Consider the following 17,215-nt stretch of genomic DNA (forward strand, 5'->3'; position numbering starts at 1 on the left):
TTAGCTGACAGGAGTGTCTTCTGTATCCTCGTCAGCCAGCATTACACAGAGCGACGCCGGGTTGATGCTAATATCCAGAGTTTTGGCTTCAAATAGCTCGCCGTCAATTACATAATGCAGTGGTTGGTCATCCTGGCGGCGCACTGCAACTTTGCTGGCCTGACAGCTCTGGCTGGCAACATTGGGGTTGATATTGGTTAGCCCGGCCAACGCCAGCTCAGCCAGACCCAGAAACTGGCTATCCTCGTTATCAGCCACCAGCCAGGTGATATCCAGTTTGCCGTCGGTTAAATCCGGGGCGCCACTGCCCTGTGCGAGAAGTGTTGTCAGCGGTGCTGCATTGGCAACAACCAGACTGGCGGTATCGAGTAGCTGCTCAGGTTGTTCATCAAATTTTACCCACAGTGACTGAATATGGTTGCTTTGCACTGCCTGCCATAGCCCGTTAAGGTAGGCCAACTGCCCGAGCTGGTTTTTTTGGTCCCGATCTGCAGCTGCAACCATCTGCTGTTCAAAACCCACGCCGGCCAGCAGCAACATTAATTTATCATTGCAGCGCGCAGTGTCTATCGCGCGGCTCTGGCCATCGAGAATATTCAGACAAGCTGAACGCACCGGCATCAGTTTGGCACTGATACCCCACAAAGCATGGCTCAAAGCATTAGTCGTACCCAGTGGAATAATGCCGAGGCAGGTATCACTGCCAACCAAAGCCGAGGCCACTTCGGTAACAGTGCCATCGCCACCGCAGGCAATAACCAGTTTGCAACCGGCTTGTCGGGCTTGCTGTGCCAATTGTTGTGCAGAGTTGATCTCGTTACTTAGTTTGATATCCAGTGTCATAAAAGGCGATAACAGACTAACGATTTCCGTTTCGGCTTCATGCCACTTACCACCGCCGGATACCGGATTTGCAATCAGCCAGACAGGGCTTGGATCCGGGCTGTCAAAGCTGGCGACAAACTGATGCAAGGCGGCAAGCTGGTGCCGGTTTAGTCGCGCAGTGCGTCTGACTTGTTTAATCAGCGCCAGTGCTTGCTCAGCTTTTTTGCTATTGTGGCGGCTTAACAGAAATGCAGCCAAAACCAGCACCGAGCGACCACGACCCAAAGCACAATGCACCAAGATTCTTCTACCGGCAGCGCGTTGCTGTTGTAGCCAAAGCACGCTTTGTTTCAACTGTGCTGTGGTCGGGCTGGCGTGATCCAAAACCGGCACATTCAGATACTGCATGCCCTCCATCTGGCTAAGGCCATCAAGTGCAGCAAACTCGGCCGTGACGTCCAATACTGCAGTAATACGGTTTTTCTGCAGGTAGGGTATATCTGCTGCAGTAAGGCGCGCGCCCAGAAACAGCCCTTTGGCTACCCGTTGCATGGGTGGCACTGTATCACGGCGCCGGGTCAGCCGATTATAGGCACCGGCACCGAATAAAAATGGAATAAACAACCAGTAGCTATACCAGGGGATGCTGCCGTCACTACGTTTACGAAATACACTGGCGCTATTGAGCCAGTAGGCTGAGCTGACGACAAACAATGAAAGTGCTACCCAGGCCAGCAATAGTTTTAACAACCAATAGGGCGCGAGCCAACTGGCAACAGTGAATAAAAGTGCAAGGAAGATATACAGTGCGGCTATGGTCATAATACAGAGTACCTTTTCAGAAAGTACCGTCTGGCTGAAGGGAGAAAAAGCAAAGCGGCAACAGTGTTAACTGTTGCCGCTTATAAATTAGCAGTCTTTATCTTCGGCATCTGCTTTATCTTTCACATCTTCGCAGACATCTTCGACTTTATTGCCGGCGTCAGTTACAACTTCATCTATTGTCTCACCGACTTCCTCTGCGTTGTTGTCTTCACAGGCAACAACAGACAGTGCAAGCATGGCAACCAGTGCGAAACGGCTCATCAGATTAGCTAACGTCATAATTTTTATCCTTCTGTAAATTAGTTAAATTAAAGCCTTGGCGATTTTCCCCGCAGCGCATTTACCAGCAGCGATATCACTAGCAACACGATGAAGATAAAGAAAATTACCTTGGCTATACCGGCTGCTGCACCGGCAATACCACCAAAACCCAGCACTGCTGCTATCAGTGCGATGACTAAAAATGTTAATGCCCAACCCAACATACTTTGCTCCTTAGTGCTTAATGCACAGATCGTAAGAAAACGATGTATTAGCTATAGCCAAAGTCATGCCAGATTGTTTTTTATGGATAACATTATGAATTATATTGCTATTTTTGTTTTGCGCTGGACGAGGGCTTGGCAGCTGGCGGCAAAAATCACGAAAAAGTTACCGGCAAGCCGGTAACGTTTTCATAGCAGTAGATAAGAGCTGGGTTTACAGCTGTTGCAGCAGTTGGGTTAAATCTTCGCGGCTAAAATGGTAGGTTTTATTGCAATATTCGCAGCTGATATCCAGTTTGCCTTCTGCAATATGCTCGTTGATGACATCACGGCCCAGACTGACAATAGCAGAACTGCATTTTTCACGTGAACAGCCGCAAACAAAGCTCACTTGCTGCGCCGGGAATAATTCTACCTGCTCCTGATGGAATAAGCGGTACAGCAGTTGCTCTGCAGGTAAGTCGAACATTTCGGCCTGCGTCAGCGTATCGCTTAGCATAACCAGATCATCAAAATCGGCTTTGGCTTTTTGCTGGTCAACCGGCAGAACCTGCAACATAAAGCCGGCCGCGCGACAATGCTCAGGTTGCAAGTCGGTATACAGGTACAAGCGTGTAGGTAACTGCTCAGATTGAGCAAAATAGGCCTCCAGCGTAGTCGTCAGGCTGTCACCACTTAGCGGAATAATGCCCTGATAACGCTCACCCTGTTTGGGTGTGATGGTAACCAGCAAATATCCTTCACCGATAAGATCGCGGAAACTGCTGCCGGTAATTTCTGCCTGCATCCTTACGACACCGCGAAACTGCTGCTGGTCTGTGCCGTTTACTGCGGCAAAACGCACCGGGCCATCGCCCTGAACCTGCACGGCGATATCACCTTCAAACTTTAGTGTGGCTGTCAGCAGGCTGGTCGCAGCCACCAGTTCTGCCAGTAGTTGCTTCACCGGCTGCGGATAACTGTGGTGCAACAGCATTTGGTCCAGGCTGGACGACAACTGCACTATCTCGCCGCGTACGTTGCGTTGCTGAAATAAAAAGCGGAATAAATTATCTGAATTCATGCTGTTCTCTTACTGCTGCGATTTTAATAAGAGCAGTTTACGCCGCTCTTTTTTGTCAGGTTTGGTTTCCGGGTGCGGGGCAAACAAGCTATTGGTTTTTCTAAGCTCAGCCCGCTTTAACCGCTGTTCAATACTCTCGGCGGTTTCTTCATACAAAGCCTGCGCCAGTGGCGCCGACAAACGTTTCTCTGATAAACCCAGCACAACAACGGTTTTTTCATCAGTGCCCTGGGCCAGTTTTACCGTAGCGCCCGGTTCCACCGTTTTACTGGCTTTGCAGCGCTGGCCATTATAATGTACTTTACCGCCTTCGATCATCTCTTTCGCCAAAGCACGGGTTTTATAAAAGCGGCATGCCCACAGCCATTTATCTAATCGTAATATTGGGCTGTCAGACTGTGCCGGCGTTTTTGCTGACGACATAAAATTTATCACTGCTGTTGCCGAACTAAGACCGCCATTATAGTGCCAAAGCGGGGAAATTGGCGGCAGAAAACAAAAAAACGTGGTTAATACCTTGTAAATGTTGGTGCTGACCTTGTTGGCTGCCAGACAACTGGGTAAGATAATTTTCTCTTTGAAAGTAGAAGTGTGCAATGAAGCCGTTAATAGACACGCAACAGCTAATGAAGCAATTACAAAAGGTGCCGCTAAAGCAGGTACAGCAAGGGCTGAATCTGATGTTAGTGCTCGCACTGGCGTGGCTGCTGGCCAGATTGACCTGGCAACTTCTGCCAGCTGACACACCGGCATTTTCCCCAAGGCCAAATACCACTGTAGCGGTAAAACAAAGTGGCGGCATTAGCCTGGCAGCGTTAACCGGTTTTTCGTTATTTGGTAAAGCTTCTGCAGAGCCGGTAAAGATGGCGGCACCGGTGGTGACCGAAGCGCCCAAAACCCAGCTGAATGTGAAGCTGACCGGCCTGGTGGCTGTTGGCTCTGAGCCGAATCAGGGCAGCGCTATTATCGAAAGCCGCGGCGTTGAAGCCACCTATGCGGTGGACGATAAGATAGAAGGTACCAATGCGGTATTAAAGCAAGTGTTGTCTGACAGGGTATTGCTGCAGCAAGCCGGACGCTATGAAACGCTGATGCTGGATGGCTTTGAATATACCAAAATTGCTCAGGCCAATGCCGGCCTTGGCCGGGCCGACGAGCCATCTAATGACGAGCCTGCGGTTGATATGGCACCGGTTGCCGAGCCAATGGAAATGCAGCCGCTGCAGGTCAATGAACAACTTGAACTGCGCCGCGAAGAGCTGATAGCTGAGCCGATGAAGTTTTTTGACTACATCAGGGTTTCGCCGCACAGGGTCAATGGGCAGCTGGCCGGGTATCGCTTAATGCCGGGTAAAGACCCCAGCTTGTTTACCCAGCTTGGCTTACAGCCAAATGATCTGGCGGTAGAGATAAATGGTATAGCATTGAACGATATGCAGCAGGCGATGAGTGTAATAAATGAGTTACGCGAAGCCAAAGAAGCGGCAATCAAAGTAGAACGCGATGGTGAGATCAGAGATATTCTGGTAAGTCTGTCACAATAATTATTAAAACTAATTGGTTATAAATTAATGAAATCAGGGCAATTTTCTCTTTTCTCCCGCCGGTCACTGGCCAGTATGCTGGTTGCCGCTGCGCTTAGTGCTATGCTGGTTCCGGCAGCTTCCGTTGTCGCCCAGGAAGAGGTGATGTACTCGCCAAACTTTAAAGGCACCGATATTAATGAGTTTATTAATATTGTTGGCATGAACCTGAAAAAAACCATTATTGTCGACCCTCAGGTACGTGGCCGTATTAATGTGCGCAGCTACGAAATGCTGAACGAACAGCAGTACTACCAGTTTTTCCTCAATGTGCTGGAAGTATACAGCTTTGCCGTGGTGGAAATGGACAACGGCGTGCTGAAAGTGGTGCGCAACAAAGATGCCAAAACCAGCAATATACCGGTAGTGACAGATGATTCCCCTGGGCAGGGCGATGAAATGGTCACCCGGGTGGTGCAGGTGCGTAATGTGTCAGTGCGCGAGCTGGCACCGCTGTTGCGTCAGTTCAGTAACCAGGCCGGTGGTGGCCATGTTGTCAACTACGACCCGTCTAACGTCATTATGATGACTGGCCCGGCTGCGGTGGTAAACCGTCTGGTGGATATTATTCAGCGCGTAGACAAAGCCGGCGATCAGGAGCTGGAAATTGTTAAGCTGCAGTATGCGTCGGCGCCGGAAATTGTCCGTATTCTGGAAAGTATTTATAAAAGCCAGGGCCGGGCTGAACAGCCTGATTTTCTGGTGCCGCGTATCGTCGCAGACGAGCGTACCAACAGTGTGATTGTCAGTGGCGAATTACAGGCGCGCCAGCGGGTAATCGAGCTGGCTAAGCGTTTGGACAGCGAACTGCAAACCAGCGGTAACACTCGGGTATTCTATTTAAAATATGCCAAAGCCGAAGAGCTGGTGCCGGTGCTTAAAGGTGTAAGTGATTCTATCGTTGCTGAAGTGCAGGGCGCAACAGGTGCAGCCGGTGCACAGGGTGGGCGCAGTGCGTCAGCCAATCAGGGCCGCGCTATCAGTATTGAAGCCCATGCTGACAGTAACTCGCTGGTGATCACGGCACAGCCCGATATGATGCGCTCGCTGGAAGAAGTGCTGCGTCAGCTGGATATCCGTCGCGCTCAGGTGCTGGTAGAGGCGATAATTGTTGAAGTGTTTGAAGGCGACGGTACCGATTTTGGTGTGCAGTGGCTAAACGCTAATGGTGGTGGTACTAACTTTAATAACGGCAATACCATTCCTATTATCAGTGTGGCAGGTGGTGCTGCGGTAGCGTCGCAAGTTACAAGGGGAACCACAACAACATCTATCGTTAATGGAACAACGGTGACGACAACAACGCCAGATTCTAATCGCGACTACTCCGTTCTGGCAGATGTGTTAAGTGGTTTAAACGGCGCTATGCTGGGTTTTTATAAAGGCGATTGGGCGGCAATCCTGCAGGCGGTACGCACCAGCACCAACTCTAATGTATTAGCGACACCGCATATTACCACCATGGATAATCAGGAAGCCTTCTTCCTGGTGGGGCAGGAAGTACCGGTTATTACCGGCTCTACCACAGGCTCCAATAACACGAACCCGTTCCAGCAGGTCGACCGGCAGGAAGTGGGTATTAAGCTTAAAGTGACACCGCAGATTAACGAAGGTGATGCGGTGCAATTAACCATCGAGCAGGAAGTGTCCAGTATCGGTGGCGCCACTGCGGTAGATATTACGATTAATAAACGCGAGATCAAAACCACTGTGATGGCCGATGATGGCGCCACTGTGGTGCTAGGCGGTTTAATTGACGAAGACGTGCAGGAAAGTGAGTCTAAAGTGCCGTTGCTGGGCGATATTCCAATACTGGGGCATCTGTTTAAATCGACCAGTGTCACCAAGCAAAAGCGTAATCTGATGGTGTTTATTAAGGCGACCATCGTACGTGAAGGCTCGGCTATCTCCGGCATTTCAAAAACCAAATATAACTATATCCGCGCTGAGCAGTTAAAACGGCAGGAAGAAGGCATCAGGCTGATGCCGATGACCGACCAGGTGGTATTGCCAGAGTGGGATGACAGCCTGGCATTGCCGCCAACCTTTGATGAGTATATGAATAAGCAACAACAGCCAGCTGCAGGCGCGGCAGAACCACGGAAGCAAGACTAATGGACGCGCTGGACGCAGAGCAGGTTGTACCTGCCAGCAACCGCATCCGGCTGCCGTTTGGCTTTGCCAAACGCCACGGCGTGTTGCTGCAGCAGCAGGATCACGGCTGGCAGTTGTATATTCACACCGCGACAGCACCGGCTGCCGTGTTAGAAGTGCGACGTATGCTGGCAGAGCCATTTCAGATAAAGCGCTTATCTGCCGTTGAATTTGAAGCCTTGCTGGAAGCCAGCTATCAGCGCGACTCTTCCGAAGCGCAGCAGTTGATGGAAGATATTGGCAATGAGGTGAATTTAGCCTCGTTAGCGGATGATATTCAGGAAAGTGAAGACTTACTGGAAAACGAAGACGACGCGCCTATCATCAAGCTGATTAATGCCATGCTGGGTGAGGCAATTAAACTTGGCGCCTCGGATATCCATGTTGAAACCTTTGAGAAAGCCTTAATTGTGCGGTTTCGGGTGGATGGTATTTTACGTGAAGTACTGCGGCCAAACCGGCGGCTGTCGAGCTTACTGGTGTCGCGGATTAAGGTTATGGCCAAGCTGGATATTGCCGAGAAACGCGTGCCGCAGGATGGCCGCATCAGCCTGCGTATTGCCGGCCGTGCGGTAGATGTGCGGGTGTCTACCATGCCATCCAGCCATGGCGAGCGCGTTGTGCTGCGTTTGCTGGATAAGAACAACTCACATCTGAACCTGGCTGACCTGGGCATGACACCATCCGTGCAGCAGGCATTTTCACAACTGATTTTAAAGCCGCACGGCATTATTCTGGTGACGGGCCCTACAGGTTCAGGTAAAAGTACCACTTTGTACGCTGGCTTAACCGAAATTAATACCAAAGATCGTAATATTCTCACCGTCGAAGACCCTATTGAATATGAGCTGGAAGGCATAGGCCAAACCCAGGTAAATACCAAGGTGAATATGACTTTTGCCCGTGGCTTAAGGGCGATACTGCGGCAGGACCCGGATGTGGTGATGGTGGGTGAAATACGTGACCTTGAAACCGCACAAATAGCGGTGCAGGCCAGTTTAACCGGCCACCTGGTATTATCCACGCTACACACTAATACTGCAGCCGGTGCTATTACGCGATTGGAAGACATGGGCGTCGAAGCATTTTTGCTGTCCTCCAGCTTACTCGGTGTGCTGGCGCAAAGGCTGGTACGCACACTGTGTCCGCATTGCAAAGCTGCACACGAACCCGATAAAGAAGAGCGTAATCTGCTTGGCGTTGCTAAAAAAGATGGCGTGCTGATTTACCGCGCAACCGGTTGCGAGCACTGTAACTTTAGCGGTTATCGCGGCCGTACCGGTATTCATGAGCTGCTGCTGGTCGATGAGCATATCCGCGAGCTTATTCACAATGGTAAAGGCGAGCAGGCGATTGAAAAATATGTGCGGCAGCACAGCCCAAGTATCCGTACTGACGGCTTTAGCAAGGTATTAAACGGTGAAACCACACTGGAAGAAGTGTTGCGCGTTACCCGTGAGGACGTGTAATGGCGGCGTTTGAATATCAGGCGCTGGATGCGCGTGGCAAAACCAGCAAAGGCGTGCTGGAAGCCGATAATGCCCGCCACGCCCGTTCGTTACTGCGTGAGCAAAAACTGACGCCGGTGAACGTAGTGTTGGCGTCGCAGCAGGAAAAACTGCTGGCGTCGGGCAAGCAATGGTTCAAACGCAGTATTTCGGCATCAGAGCTGGCACTGATCACTCGGCAAATAGCTACACTGGTTGAAGCAGCGCTGCCAATTGAAAGCGCGCTGCTGGCAGTGGCAGAGCAATGCGACAAGCCGCGGCTGAAAAATATGATGATGACAGTGCGCTCAAAAGTGGTCGAGGGCTACAGCCTGGCCGAAGGGCTGGCTGAGTTTCCGCATGTGTTTGATCATTTATTCCGTTCAATGGTGGCAGCAGGGGAAAAATCCGGCCATTTGGATCAGGTGCTAAACCGGCTGGCTGATTACACTGAACAGCGTCAGCATATGCGCAGCCAAATCCTGCAGGCGCTGCTGTACCCAATCATTCTTACCTGTTTTGCCATCCTGGTTATTTCCATTTTGCTGGCTGCTGTGGTGCCAAAAATTGTCGGCCAATTTGAGCATATGGGCCAGAGTTTACCCGGCACCACATTGTTTCTGATTGCCGCCAGTGATTTTTTGCGTGCTTACGGCATATTCGTGTTGCTGGGTATCATGCTGGCGCTGGTGCTGTTTAAACGGGCACTGCTAAAACCGGCATTTCGTTTTCGCTGGGATGCGCTGGTATTGCGTAACAGGCTGCTTGGTAAAGTAACTAAGGGGCTAAATACCGCCCGTTTTGCCCGTACCTTAAGTATTTTAAATGCGTCGGCGGTGCCGCTTTTGGAAGCGATGCGTATCAGTGCTGACGTGTTAAGCAACAGCTACATGAAGCAGGCGGTAACCGATGCCACCGCCAGGGTGCGCGAGGGCACGTCGCTACGCAATGCGCTGGAGCAAACTAAACTGTTTCCGCCGATGATGCTGCATATGATTGCCAGCGGTGAAAAAAGTGGTCAGTTAGATTCTATGCTGGAGCGTGCCGCGAATACGCAGGACCGTGAATTTGAAACCCTGGTTACAGTGTCATTAAAGGTTTTTGAACCGGTGCTGGTCGCGGTGATGGCCGGTATGGTGTTATTTATTGTGATGGCGATTTTGCAGCCCATCTTAGCGTTAAACAATATGGTAGGTGGTGGTTAGTATGAAAAGGCAACAAAACAACAAACAGCGCGGTTTTACCTTGCTGGAAGTGATGGTGGTTATCGTTATTTTGGGCATTATTGCCAGTATGGTCGTTCCCAACCTGATGGGTAATAAAGAGCAGGCAGACCGCCAGAAAGCGGTGGTGGATATTCAACAGCTGGAGAGCGCACTGGATATGTACCGCTTACGCAACGGCTTTTATCCGACAACCGAGCAAGGCATGCAGGCACTGGTTACCGCGCCAACATCACAGCCTGTACCACGCGCTTTTCCAGACGGGGGCTTTATCCGTCGTTTACCTAAAGACCCATGGGATGAAGATTATATTCTGATTAGCCCGGGCCAGGTAGGCCGTATTGACATTCTGACCAAGGGGCCAGATCGCACTGCAGGTACAGAAGACGATATTGGTAACTGGAATCTGGATGTTAACGAGGCGCAGAGCAACTAATGCCGACGCTGCCTGCTATGCCTTATCGACGCAACGGCTTTACCCTGGTAGAGGTAATGCTGGTGATGTTGCTGATTGGCTTGCTGGCAACGATGGTAGTGATGAATTTCAGTGGTGAATCGCGGGAAGACAGGCTGGAAAAAGAAGCCGAGCGGTTTCAGCAGATATTTCAGTTTGTCGCAGAAACCGCCATGCTAAAGCAGCAGGAATGGGGCTTGTACATTTTGCCCGACCGCTACGGCTTTCTGTACTACAACAATGATGATGGCAAATGGGCGGCGGCAGAAGAACCTGCCGGCGTCGCGCAGCACCGATTACCGGAAAATATTTCACTGCAATTGGAGCTGGAAGGGCTGCCGGGAGAGGAAACTAACCTGCTGAGCAAGCTTGAGTGGCAGTTAGATGAAGACGAGCAGACAGAAGAGGACAGTAAAATACCGGTATTGCCACAAGTGTTTATTTTGTCATCAGGTGAAATCAGCCCGTTTCAGCTGCTGTTGACTGAAAATTCCGACCTGACGCCGCTATACAGCGCTGTGTCTACCGATTTTGCCATTCCGCTAACCCGCAGTGCGGTATCGACGGAGCGGCCATGAAGCGTAATGGCTTTACTTTGCTGGAGCTGCTGGTGGCGATGGCGATTTTCGCCACTGCGGGACTGGCGATTATGCAGTCCAGTTCGGCGCATATCCGCAATCTTAGCCAGTTAGATGATTTAACCATTGCCAGTTATATCGCCGACAATCAAATGCAACTGGCGATGCTCGATAAAGAATGGCCCGGTAAAGAAAAAAGCCAGGGCGAAGTAAAAATGGCAAACCGTGACTGGCTGTGGCAGCAGCAGGTGAGCAAACTGGCCGATGAGGATCTGCGTCTGGTGCAAATCAGCGTCAGTTTGGCCGAGTCACCAGAGCAGGTGCTGTACCAGTTGCAAAGCTACCGGGGGAAGCCCGGTGGTTAAGCGCAGCGCAGGCTTTACGTTTATTGAAATGCTGTTGGCTGCGGCTATTTTTGCCCTGGTTGGTTTGGCGTCAGTCGCGATTTTAAGTAGTGTGACGCAAAGCGACGAGCTGTCGCAGCAAGAAAGTAAACGTTTAGTCGAGCTGCAGCGAACTATGTTGATGCTGGAACGAGATTTTATGCAGATCAGTTTGCGGCACGTGCGGCTTGACGGCGAGGCGCCCGCCAAATATCGGCTGTTTGGCGAGAAATTCTTACTGGAAAGCGAAGATCACGGTATCAGCTTTGTGCGCCAGGGCTGGCGCAACCCGGGCATGGTATTGCCACGCAGCGAGATCCAGGCGGTGGCTTACCGTTTACAGGACGGCACTTTACAACGCTTGTTTACGCTGTATCCGGATGCGGTTACCGGTACCGAGCCTAAAGTACAACAGTTACAAACGGGCTTAAGCGGGTTCGAGGTTCACTATTTACAGGGCGAGGACTGGCTGGAGCGCTGGCAGGATGCAAATTTTCCGCAGGCCGTGCGCGTGACACTGGTCGATGAGAACCTTGGTAATCTGGAACGGATTTTTACATTGCCAGATGCAGTAGTGGCACAGAGCGCGCGCGAATGAATGCATTTCGTTGCCGTCAGCAGGGTGTGGCTCTGGTTGCAGTGCTGATGATCATTGCCATTGTCGTGGTAATCGCAGTGAATATGACCGGCCGGCTGCAGCTTCAGCTGCAGCGGCAGCAAAATGTGCAACAGCAGCAGCAGGCATTCTGGTATGCGATGGGCGCCGAACAGTTTGCCAAAGTGCTGCTCAGCCGCACGTTGGCGGGTGAGGAAAGTGTTAACTTAGCACAGGACTGGGCGCTGCAGGGGGCAACTTTTCCGGTTGAGAACGGTACCATAGCCGGTGATATCAAAGACCTGCACAGCTGTTTTAATATCAATGCGCTACAAAATGTCAGTGCACAGAATGGCAATCGCAACGAGCCAAGCCCGGCACAAAAAGCCTTTTTGCGGCTGCTGGAGTTAAAAGGCAGCGAGCTGTCGATGCCTGCAGAGTATCTGGTGGCCCGTTTAGGTGACTGGTTAGATGAAGACAGCCTGCTAAGTACAGCGGGCAGCGCCGAAGATGACGACTATGCCGCGCTGCAGTTTCCGTACTATACCGCAAATGGTCTGATGGCCAGTGTGTCGGAGCTGAGGGTTATTCTGGATATGACACCGGCAGATTATCAGCTGCTGGCGCCCTATGTGTGCGTGATACCAGAAAACAGTGGTCTGGTACTGAATGTTAACACGCTGACTGAGGATACCGCGGTGTTGTTGGCGGCGCTTATTCCTGAGCTGACAGAACAAGGCGCGGCAGATGTGGTTGCCGGCCGGCCCGAGGAAGGGTTTGCCAATATTGAAGAGGTGTTTGGCAGCGAAGCGCTGGCAGGTATCACTGTGCCTGATGAGGTAAAAACAATGCTCAGCGTTAAGTCTGACAGTTTCCAGCTTACGGCAACCGCCGCCTATCTGGAGAGCGGGTTCATATTAACGTCGGTACTAAAATTAGATGAAAATAATCAGGTCAAAGTATTGGCCCGGCGATTTGGAGGCCAGGGGTGAGTGAACAGTTGGTGATCCGGCTAGGCAGCCGGGCAGATCAGAGCATCAGCTGGCTGGTGTGGGCCAGCCATAATCAGGAAGTGATTGCCAGTGGTGAAATTGCCGGTGCAGATCAATTGCCTGAGCTGGCTGTACGTCTGGGAGGCAGGCCGGTAGTGGCATTAGTGCCGGCTTCAGATGTGGTGCTAAAGCAGGTCAGCTTGCCAGCAAAGCCTAACCGGCAGCTGCTGCAGGCGCTGCCTTATATGCTTGAAGAAGAGCAAGCTGAGGATATTGAAAAGTTGTTTCTGGCGCTTGGCGCCACAGAGCAACACGATGGCCAGTATAGCCAGCAGGTAGCGGTTTGCCAGCATCAGCGCATGCAGCAATGGCTAAGCTGGTTGCAGGAAGCTGGTTTTAGTGTCAGCCGCATGTTACCTGATGCTTTGTTATTGCCAGAGCAACAGTTACCGGCGTGTATTCAGTTGCACGAACAATGGCTGTTAAAGCAAAGCCGTTGGCAGGTATCGGCTATAGATGCGGCCTGGTGGGGGGATTACCTGCAGCTGGCGGCGTTACCTATGCTAACCAGTTACAGCCCGTGGCCGCAGGAGCTGATGCAAAGCCATCAGTTGGCCGAACCCGAGCTACCGCTGGCTTTACTGGCAAGTCAACTGCAGCACAGCGACTTCACACTGTTGCAGGGTGACTACAAACCCAAACGTAAAGTAAACCCGCAGCTGCAGTTGTGGCGCAGCAGCGCTGTGTTAGCTGGCGCCTGTCTGGCGGTGTATCTGTTGCAGCTGGGTTTCAGCAACTGGCAACTGGCGAGGCAGAACACGGCGTTGCAACAGCAAAGCCAGGCGGTTTATCTGCAGGCTTTCCCGCAAGAGCGCATAGTGAACCTTAATTTGCAGCTACAGCAAAAGCTTTCAGCAGTTGGCGGCAATACCGATCAGAGTTTTCTGGTGTTGTTGGATAAACTACAGCAACAGCTGGCTGGTGTGCCGGATATTAGCCTGGAAAATTTGCGCTTCGATGGTAAAAGGTCAGAGCTACGTTTTCAGGCCAAAGGTGATGGTTTTCAGAGCTTTGAAAAGCTGAAATCTGCGCTGGAACAAGCTGGCTTTATTGTCGAACAGGGTGCGCTTAGCAACGATGGCGGCAAGGTTCAGGGCAGTATCGCGATGCGGAGCAGAATATGAAGCAACAATTCCTAAGCTGGTGGGCCGGTTTGCAGCAGCGTGAGCAGCGTTTGCTGACATGGGCCACTGTAGTGGTTGCTATCGGCCTGTTCTATTGGTTGCTGTGGCAGCCACTGCATCAGGCAAATGCGGCGCAGCAGCAAAAAGTATTGGCAGCCCAAAAGCAACTAAGCCAGTTACAACAACTGCTGCCACAACTAAAAGCCGCGGGTAATAAAACGGCCCGCAGCGGTGGTAGTATTCAGCAAATTATCAGCAACAGCGCGCGCAGCGCCGGAGTGAATGTCAGCCGGATGCAGCCGCAGAATGAGCAACTGACGTTAGTACTTGAAGATATCAGTTTTGAACAACTGCTGGGCTGGCTGCATACATTGCAATATCAGCACGGTGTTAAGTTAGTTAACCTGGATATTGCAACGGCAGATAAGCCCGGCATAGTGCGGGTGCGACGTATGGTAGTGGAGTAAGCAAACGGCATGACAAAAGCGAAACTGATCATTATTGGTGTTATCAGCTATCTGCTGTTTACCGTGCTGCTGACCCCGGCCAGCTGGTGGCTAAAGCTGGTACCGCTGCCGGCTCAACTGCAGTTTGGGGGGGTCAGCGGTACTTTGTGGCATGGCAATATTGCCGGAGTACAATATCAGAATTTACAGCTGACAGACGTGCAATGGCAGCTAAATGGCTGGCAGCTGTTTACCGGTAAGCTGCAGTTTGCGTTGCAAAGTGGCAGCGTGAAGAACCCGCAGCAACCCTATTTTAAAGGTAAAGCCAGCTATGGCTTCAATGGTGCAGCCCTGACTGACGGCCTGATTAAACTGCCGGTTACTCAGCTGATACCGATGTTACCCTTACCGCTGCCGGTGCAGGCTAGTGGTGAGCTGGTGCTGGATATTCCCTCTTTTCAGCAGGGGCAACCCCGCTGTGAAGTATTAAAAGGCAACGCCAGCTGGCAAGACGCCCGGCTACAGACGCCAACCGGCACCTGGCTTGAACTGCAAAACCTGTTTGGTGAGCTGGCGTGTGACAACGGCACCATAGTGCTGACGACAGACGGTGCCAACTTGCTTGGCCTGGATATCAAAGCGGTGCTAAATGCCGAGCAGTTACTGGTGAACGGTACATTAAAACCAGACGCCAGCATGCCCAAAGAAGTACATCAGGCAATGCAATTTCTTGGCAAGCCAGACGCGCAGGGCCGCTTCCCTATCAGATTCTGATGCGATAATCAGAGCGTAGCACGCGCGCTGCCTCTGATATCATCGAGCAGCACGCTGTAATCCGTAATGGCAGGAAACTCAGTAATTTGCCGGCTTAATTGCTGGCTATCCGGGTTAGCCACGGCCAGCAGATGCTTAATGCCAAAATCCTGTGCGGCTTTTAAAATTGGCAGGCTGTCATCAACGAATAAGGTTCGGGCAGGGTCAAACCCCAATCGTTGCTGCAGTTTTTGCCACAACGCCCAGTTTTCTTTAGTAACACCAAACTCATGAGTAGAAATGAGAGTATCAATGTAGTTAGCCAGTTCGGTACGTTCAATCTTTAACGACAGGCTGCCCGGGTGGGCGTTGGTCACCAGTACTATGTCACGCCCACTGTGTTTTAATGTGGTCAAAAACTCTGGCACGTCAGCGCGCATGGCTATTTTGTGCATCACTTCACGCTTTAGCTCGGTGATCGGTAGTTGCAGACGTTTGCCCCAGTAATCCAGGCAATACCATTCCAGCTTACCGGTCAGCTCAGCATACTCAGCCTTAAGCTGCGCTTGCGCGTCTGCCAGGCTGATACCGCTTATTTCGGCCCAGCGTTTGGGCAGATGCTGTAGCCAGAAATAATTATCGTAGTGCAGATCCAGCAGGGTTCCGTCCATGTCCAGCAATACGGTATCAATTTCAGCCCAGTTCAGCATAGGTTTTTCCTGTTAATCGTTTTATAGTAACAGTCTGGATTGTATCAGAGGTGGCAGCATGACGCAGCGGCAGCACGACAAACATAACAGCAAACAAAAGCCGGAAATACTCAGCGCCGATATCGTTGCCCAAAGCCGTCTGTTTAAAATTGAACAACTGGAGCTGCAGTTCAGTAACGGTGTGCAGCGCACCTATGAGCGCATGCGTGGCAGCGGGCGTGGAGCCGTAATGATCATTGCCTGCCCGGATGATGCCCACTTTTACCTGGTACGCGAATATTGCGCTGGCACACATGATTACCAGTTGGGTTTTCCTAAGGGCTTAATCGACCCGGGGGAAGATATTCTTACGGCCGCTAACCGGGAACTGAAAGAAGAGATTGGTTTTGGCGCGCGCCGTTTTGTACAGTTAAAGTCACTGGCGTTAGCTCCTGGCTATTTTAATGCTACAATGCATATAGTTCTGGCCTTTGATTTATATGCAGAAAGCTTAGAAGGCGATGAGCCTGAGCCGTTGGAACTGGTTAGCTGGCCACGCCAGCAAAGTACCGCCTTGCTGCAGCAGGCTGATTTTACCGAAGCCAGAAGCGTTGCCGCCCTGTTATTAGCACAGCAATATTTGGAAGTGAATCCGGATGTTTTTAAGCAGACTGCTTGATCCAGTTAAATCTGCGGCCCGGGAGGCTGGGGCAGAGTTATGGCGGTTGTATCAAAGCGGTGATTTTCAGCAGCAGCAAAAAGCTGATTTAAGCCCGGTAACCAGCGCAGATCTGGCCGCAAACCGGATTATTATCAACCACTTGTCTGAATTGACCCCTAACATTCCGATTATCTCAGAAGAATCACATTTAGTGCCGTTAGCCCAGCGTCAGGACTGGCCGCGTTACTGGCTGATAGACCCGATGGACGGTACGCAGGAGTTTGTCGCCAGAAGCGGTGATTTTGCTGTCAGCGTTGCTTTGGTCGAGTATGGTTGGCCTGCGCTTGGTGTGATCTACTGGCCCAAAGAAGACATTATGTACTATGCCAGCCGTGGTAATGGTGCCTTTAAGCAGCAGCGCAACCTGATTAACCGGATGAAAGTAAACCAGCATCAGGCGGGTGATACCCTTAAAATTGCGATTAGCCGGCGGCAGCCGCTGCAGCCAATAGTTGATTTATTACATAGCACAGAGCATGTTGAATATATTGCGCTGGGTAGCTGTTCGTTAAAAAGCTGTCTGGTAGCAGAGGGGAAAGCCGACTGCTATATGCGTTTGGGGCCAACCGGCGAGTGGGATACCGGCGCTGTGCATGTGATTGTTGAAGAGGCCGGTGGCAAAATTCTTGATAGTGAGTTTACCGCGCTCAGCTACAATCAGCGTGATACGCTGGCTAATCCTGACTTTATGGTGATGGGACAGGCCAGCATACCCTGGCAGCAACTCGTTAAATCACGTCCGACACAGCGTAACCTGACTGCCTGATTCTGAAAG

Annotated in this window: 20 protein-coding genes; 14 read left to right on the top strand and 6 right to left on the bottom strand. The window is 51.3% G+C overall.

Features of this window, described 5'->3' with window-relative positions; translation table 11 throughout:
* The 5 genes from AC5SV9_RS11365 to hslR all read right to left on the bottom strand — a co-directional run bounded on the left by AC5SV9_RS11365 (position 1) and on the right by hslR (position 3,621).
* On the bottom strand, positions 1-1,647 hold the full coding sequence (locus tag AC5SV9_RS11365) for a diacylglycerol kinase family protein (RefSeq protein WP_475152570.1): 1,647 nt from the start codon (positions 1,645-1,647) through the stop codon (positions 1-3).
* Positions 1,648-1,734: 87 nt separating this feature from the next.
* Complete coding sequence (locus AC5SV9_RS11370) at positions 1,735-1,929, bottom strand: hypothetical protein (RefSeq protein WP_134058551.1); 195 nt, start codon at positions 1,927-1,929, stop codon at positions 1,735-1,737.
* A gap of 29 nt (positions 1,930-1,958) precedes the next feature.
* On the bottom strand, positions 1,959-2,135 hold the full coding sequence (locus AC5SV9_RS11375; RefSeq protein WP_134058548.1) for a DUF1328 domain-containing protein: 177 nt from the start codon (positions 2,133-2,135) through the stop codon (positions 1,959-1,961).
* 214 nt (positions 2,136-2,349) lie between these two features.
* Complete coding sequence (gene hslO, locus AC5SV9_RS11380; RefSeq protein ID WP_475152572.1) at positions 2,350-3,198, bottom strand: Hsp33 family molecular chaperone HslO; 849 nt, start codon at positions 3,196-3,198, stop codon at positions 2,350-2,352.
* A gap of 9 nt (positions 3,199-3,207) precedes the next feature.
* The gene (gene hslR, locus AC5SV9_RS11385) at positions 3,208-3,621 is read right to left on the bottom strand and encodes a ribosome-associated heat shock protein Hsp15 (protein ID WP_475152574.1); all 414 of its coding nucleotides are present in this window, start codon (positions 3,619-3,621) and stop codon (positions 3,208-3,210) included.
* Between the two features lie 173 nt (positions 3,622-3,794).
* Here hslR and gspC point away from each other — a divergent pair, with 173 nt between their 5' ends.
* The 12 genes from gspC to AC5SV9_RS11445 are packed head-to-tail and all read left to right on the top strand — an operon-like array spanning position 3,795 to position 15,051.
* Complete coding sequence (gene gspC, locus AC5SV9_RS11390) at positions 3,795-4,742, top strand: type II secretion system protein GspC (protein WP_495473512.1); 948 nt, start codon at positions 3,795-3,797, stop codon at positions 4,740-4,742.
* Between the two features lie 27 nt (positions 4,743-4,769).
* On the top strand, positions 4,770-6,896 hold the full coding sequence (gene gspD, locus AC5SV9_RS11395; protein ID WP_475152579.1) for a type II secretion system secretin GspD: 2,127 nt from the start codon (positions 4,770-4,772) through the stop codon (positions 6,894-6,896).
* Positions 6,896-8,404 carry a type II secretion system ATPase GspE gene (gene gspE, locus AC5SV9_RS11400; protein WP_475152580.1) on the top strand — a complete coding sequence of 503 codons (1,509 nt, stop codon included), beginning with the start codon at positions 6,896-6,898 and terminating at the stop codon, positions 8,402-8,404. The genes gspD and gspE overlap by 1 nt, the downstream gene beginning before the upstream one ends.
* Entirely contained in the window at positions 8,404-9,627 is a 1,224-nt protein-coding gene (gene gspF, locus AC5SV9_RS11405; RefSeq protein ID WP_134058531.1) for a type II secretion system inner membrane protein GspF, read from the top strand. The genes gspE and gspF overlap by 1 nt, the downstream gene beginning before the upstream one ends.
* A 1-nt stretch (position 9,628) precedes the next feature.
* Complete coding sequence (gene gspG, locus AC5SV9_RS11410; protein ID WP_475152582.1) at positions 9,629-10,081, top strand: type II secretion system major pseudopilin GspG; 453 nt, start codon at positions 9,629-9,631, stop codon at positions 10,079-10,081.
* Positions 10,081-10,677 (top strand): type II secretion system minor pseudopilin GspH, encoded by a 597-nt coding sequence (gene gspH / locus AC5SV9_RS11415; protein WP_475152583.1) that lies wholly within the window; start codon positions 10,081-10,083, stop codon positions 10,675-10,677. Before gspG ends, gspH begins: the two co-directional genes overlap by 1 nt.
* Positions 10,674-11,042 carry a type II secretion system minor pseudopilin GspI gene (gspI, locus tag AC5SV9_RS11420; RefSeq protein ID WP_331922465.1) on the top strand — a complete coding sequence of 123 codons (369 nt, stop codon included), beginning with the start codon at positions 10,674-10,676 and terminating at the stop codon, positions 11,040-11,042. The genes gspH and gspI overlap by 4 nt, the downstream gene beginning before the upstream one ends.
* Complete coding sequence (gene gspJ, locus AC5SV9_RS11425; RefSeq protein WP_475152586.1) at positions 11,035-11,658, top strand: type II secretion system minor pseudopilin GspJ; 624 nt, start codon at positions 11,035-11,037, stop codon at positions 11,656-11,658. The genes gspI and gspJ overlap by 8 nt, the downstream gene beginning before the upstream one ends.
* Positions 11,655-12,647, top strand: coding sequence for a type II secretion system minor pseudopilin GspK (gene gspK / locus AC5SV9_RS11430; RefSeq protein WP_475152587.1), 993 nt, complete (start codon positions 11,655-11,657; stop codon positions 12,645-12,647). Before gspJ ends, gspK begins: the two co-directional genes overlap by 4 nt.
* The gene (gene gspL, locus AC5SV9_RS11435) at positions 12,644-13,831 is read left to right on the top strand and encodes a type II secretion system protein GspL (protein ID WP_475152588.1); all 1,188 of its coding nucleotides are present in this window, start codon (positions 12,644-12,646) and stop codon (positions 13,829-13,831) included. Before gspK ends, gspL begins: the two co-directional genes overlap by 4 nt.
* Positions 13,828-14,298, top strand: a complete 471-nt coding sequence (locus AC5SV9_RS11440) for a type II secretion system protein M (protein ID WP_475152590.1) — start codon at positions 13,828-13,830, stop codon at positions 14,296-14,298. Before gspL ends, AC5SV9_RS11440 begins: the two co-directional genes overlap by 4 nt.
* Positions 14,299-14,307: 9 nt before the next feature.
* Positions 14,308-15,051 (top strand): type II secretion system protein N, encoded by a 744-nt coding sequence (locus AC5SV9_RS11445; RefSeq protein ID WP_475152592.1) that lies wholly within the window; start codon positions 14,308-14,310, stop codon positions 15,049-15,051.
* An 8-nt stretch (positions 15,052-15,059) separates the two neighbouring features.
* Here AC5SV9_RS11445 and yrfG read toward each other — a convergent pair whose 3' ends face one another.
* The gene (gene yrfG / locus AC5SV9_RS11450) at positions 15,060-15,740 is read right to left on the bottom strand and encodes a GMP/IMP nucleotidase (protein WP_417706029.1); all 681 of its coding nucleotides are present in this window, start codon (positions 15,738-15,740) and stop codon (positions 15,060-15,062) included.
* Positions 15,741-15,798: 58 nt separating this feature from the next.
* Here yrfG and nudE point away from each other — a divergent pair, with 58 nt between their 5' ends.
* Complete coding sequence (gene nudE / locus AC5SV9_RS11455; protein ID WP_134058504.1) at positions 15,799-16,398, top strand: ADP compounds hydrolase NudE; 600 nt, start codon at positions 15,799-15,801, stop codon at positions 16,396-16,398.
* The gene (cysQ, locus tag AC5SV9_RS11460; RefSeq protein WP_475152594.1) at positions 16,376-17,206 is read left to right on the top strand and encodes a 3'(2'),5'-bisphosphate nucleotidase CysQ; all 831 of its coding nucleotides are present in this window, start codon (positions 16,376-16,378) and stop codon (positions 17,204-17,206) included. Before nudE ends, cysQ begins: the two co-directional genes overlap by 23 nt.
* Positions 17,207-17,215 lie beyond the last annotated feature (9 nt).

Source organism: Rheinheimera sp. ATLC3 (genome assembly GCF_059429535.1).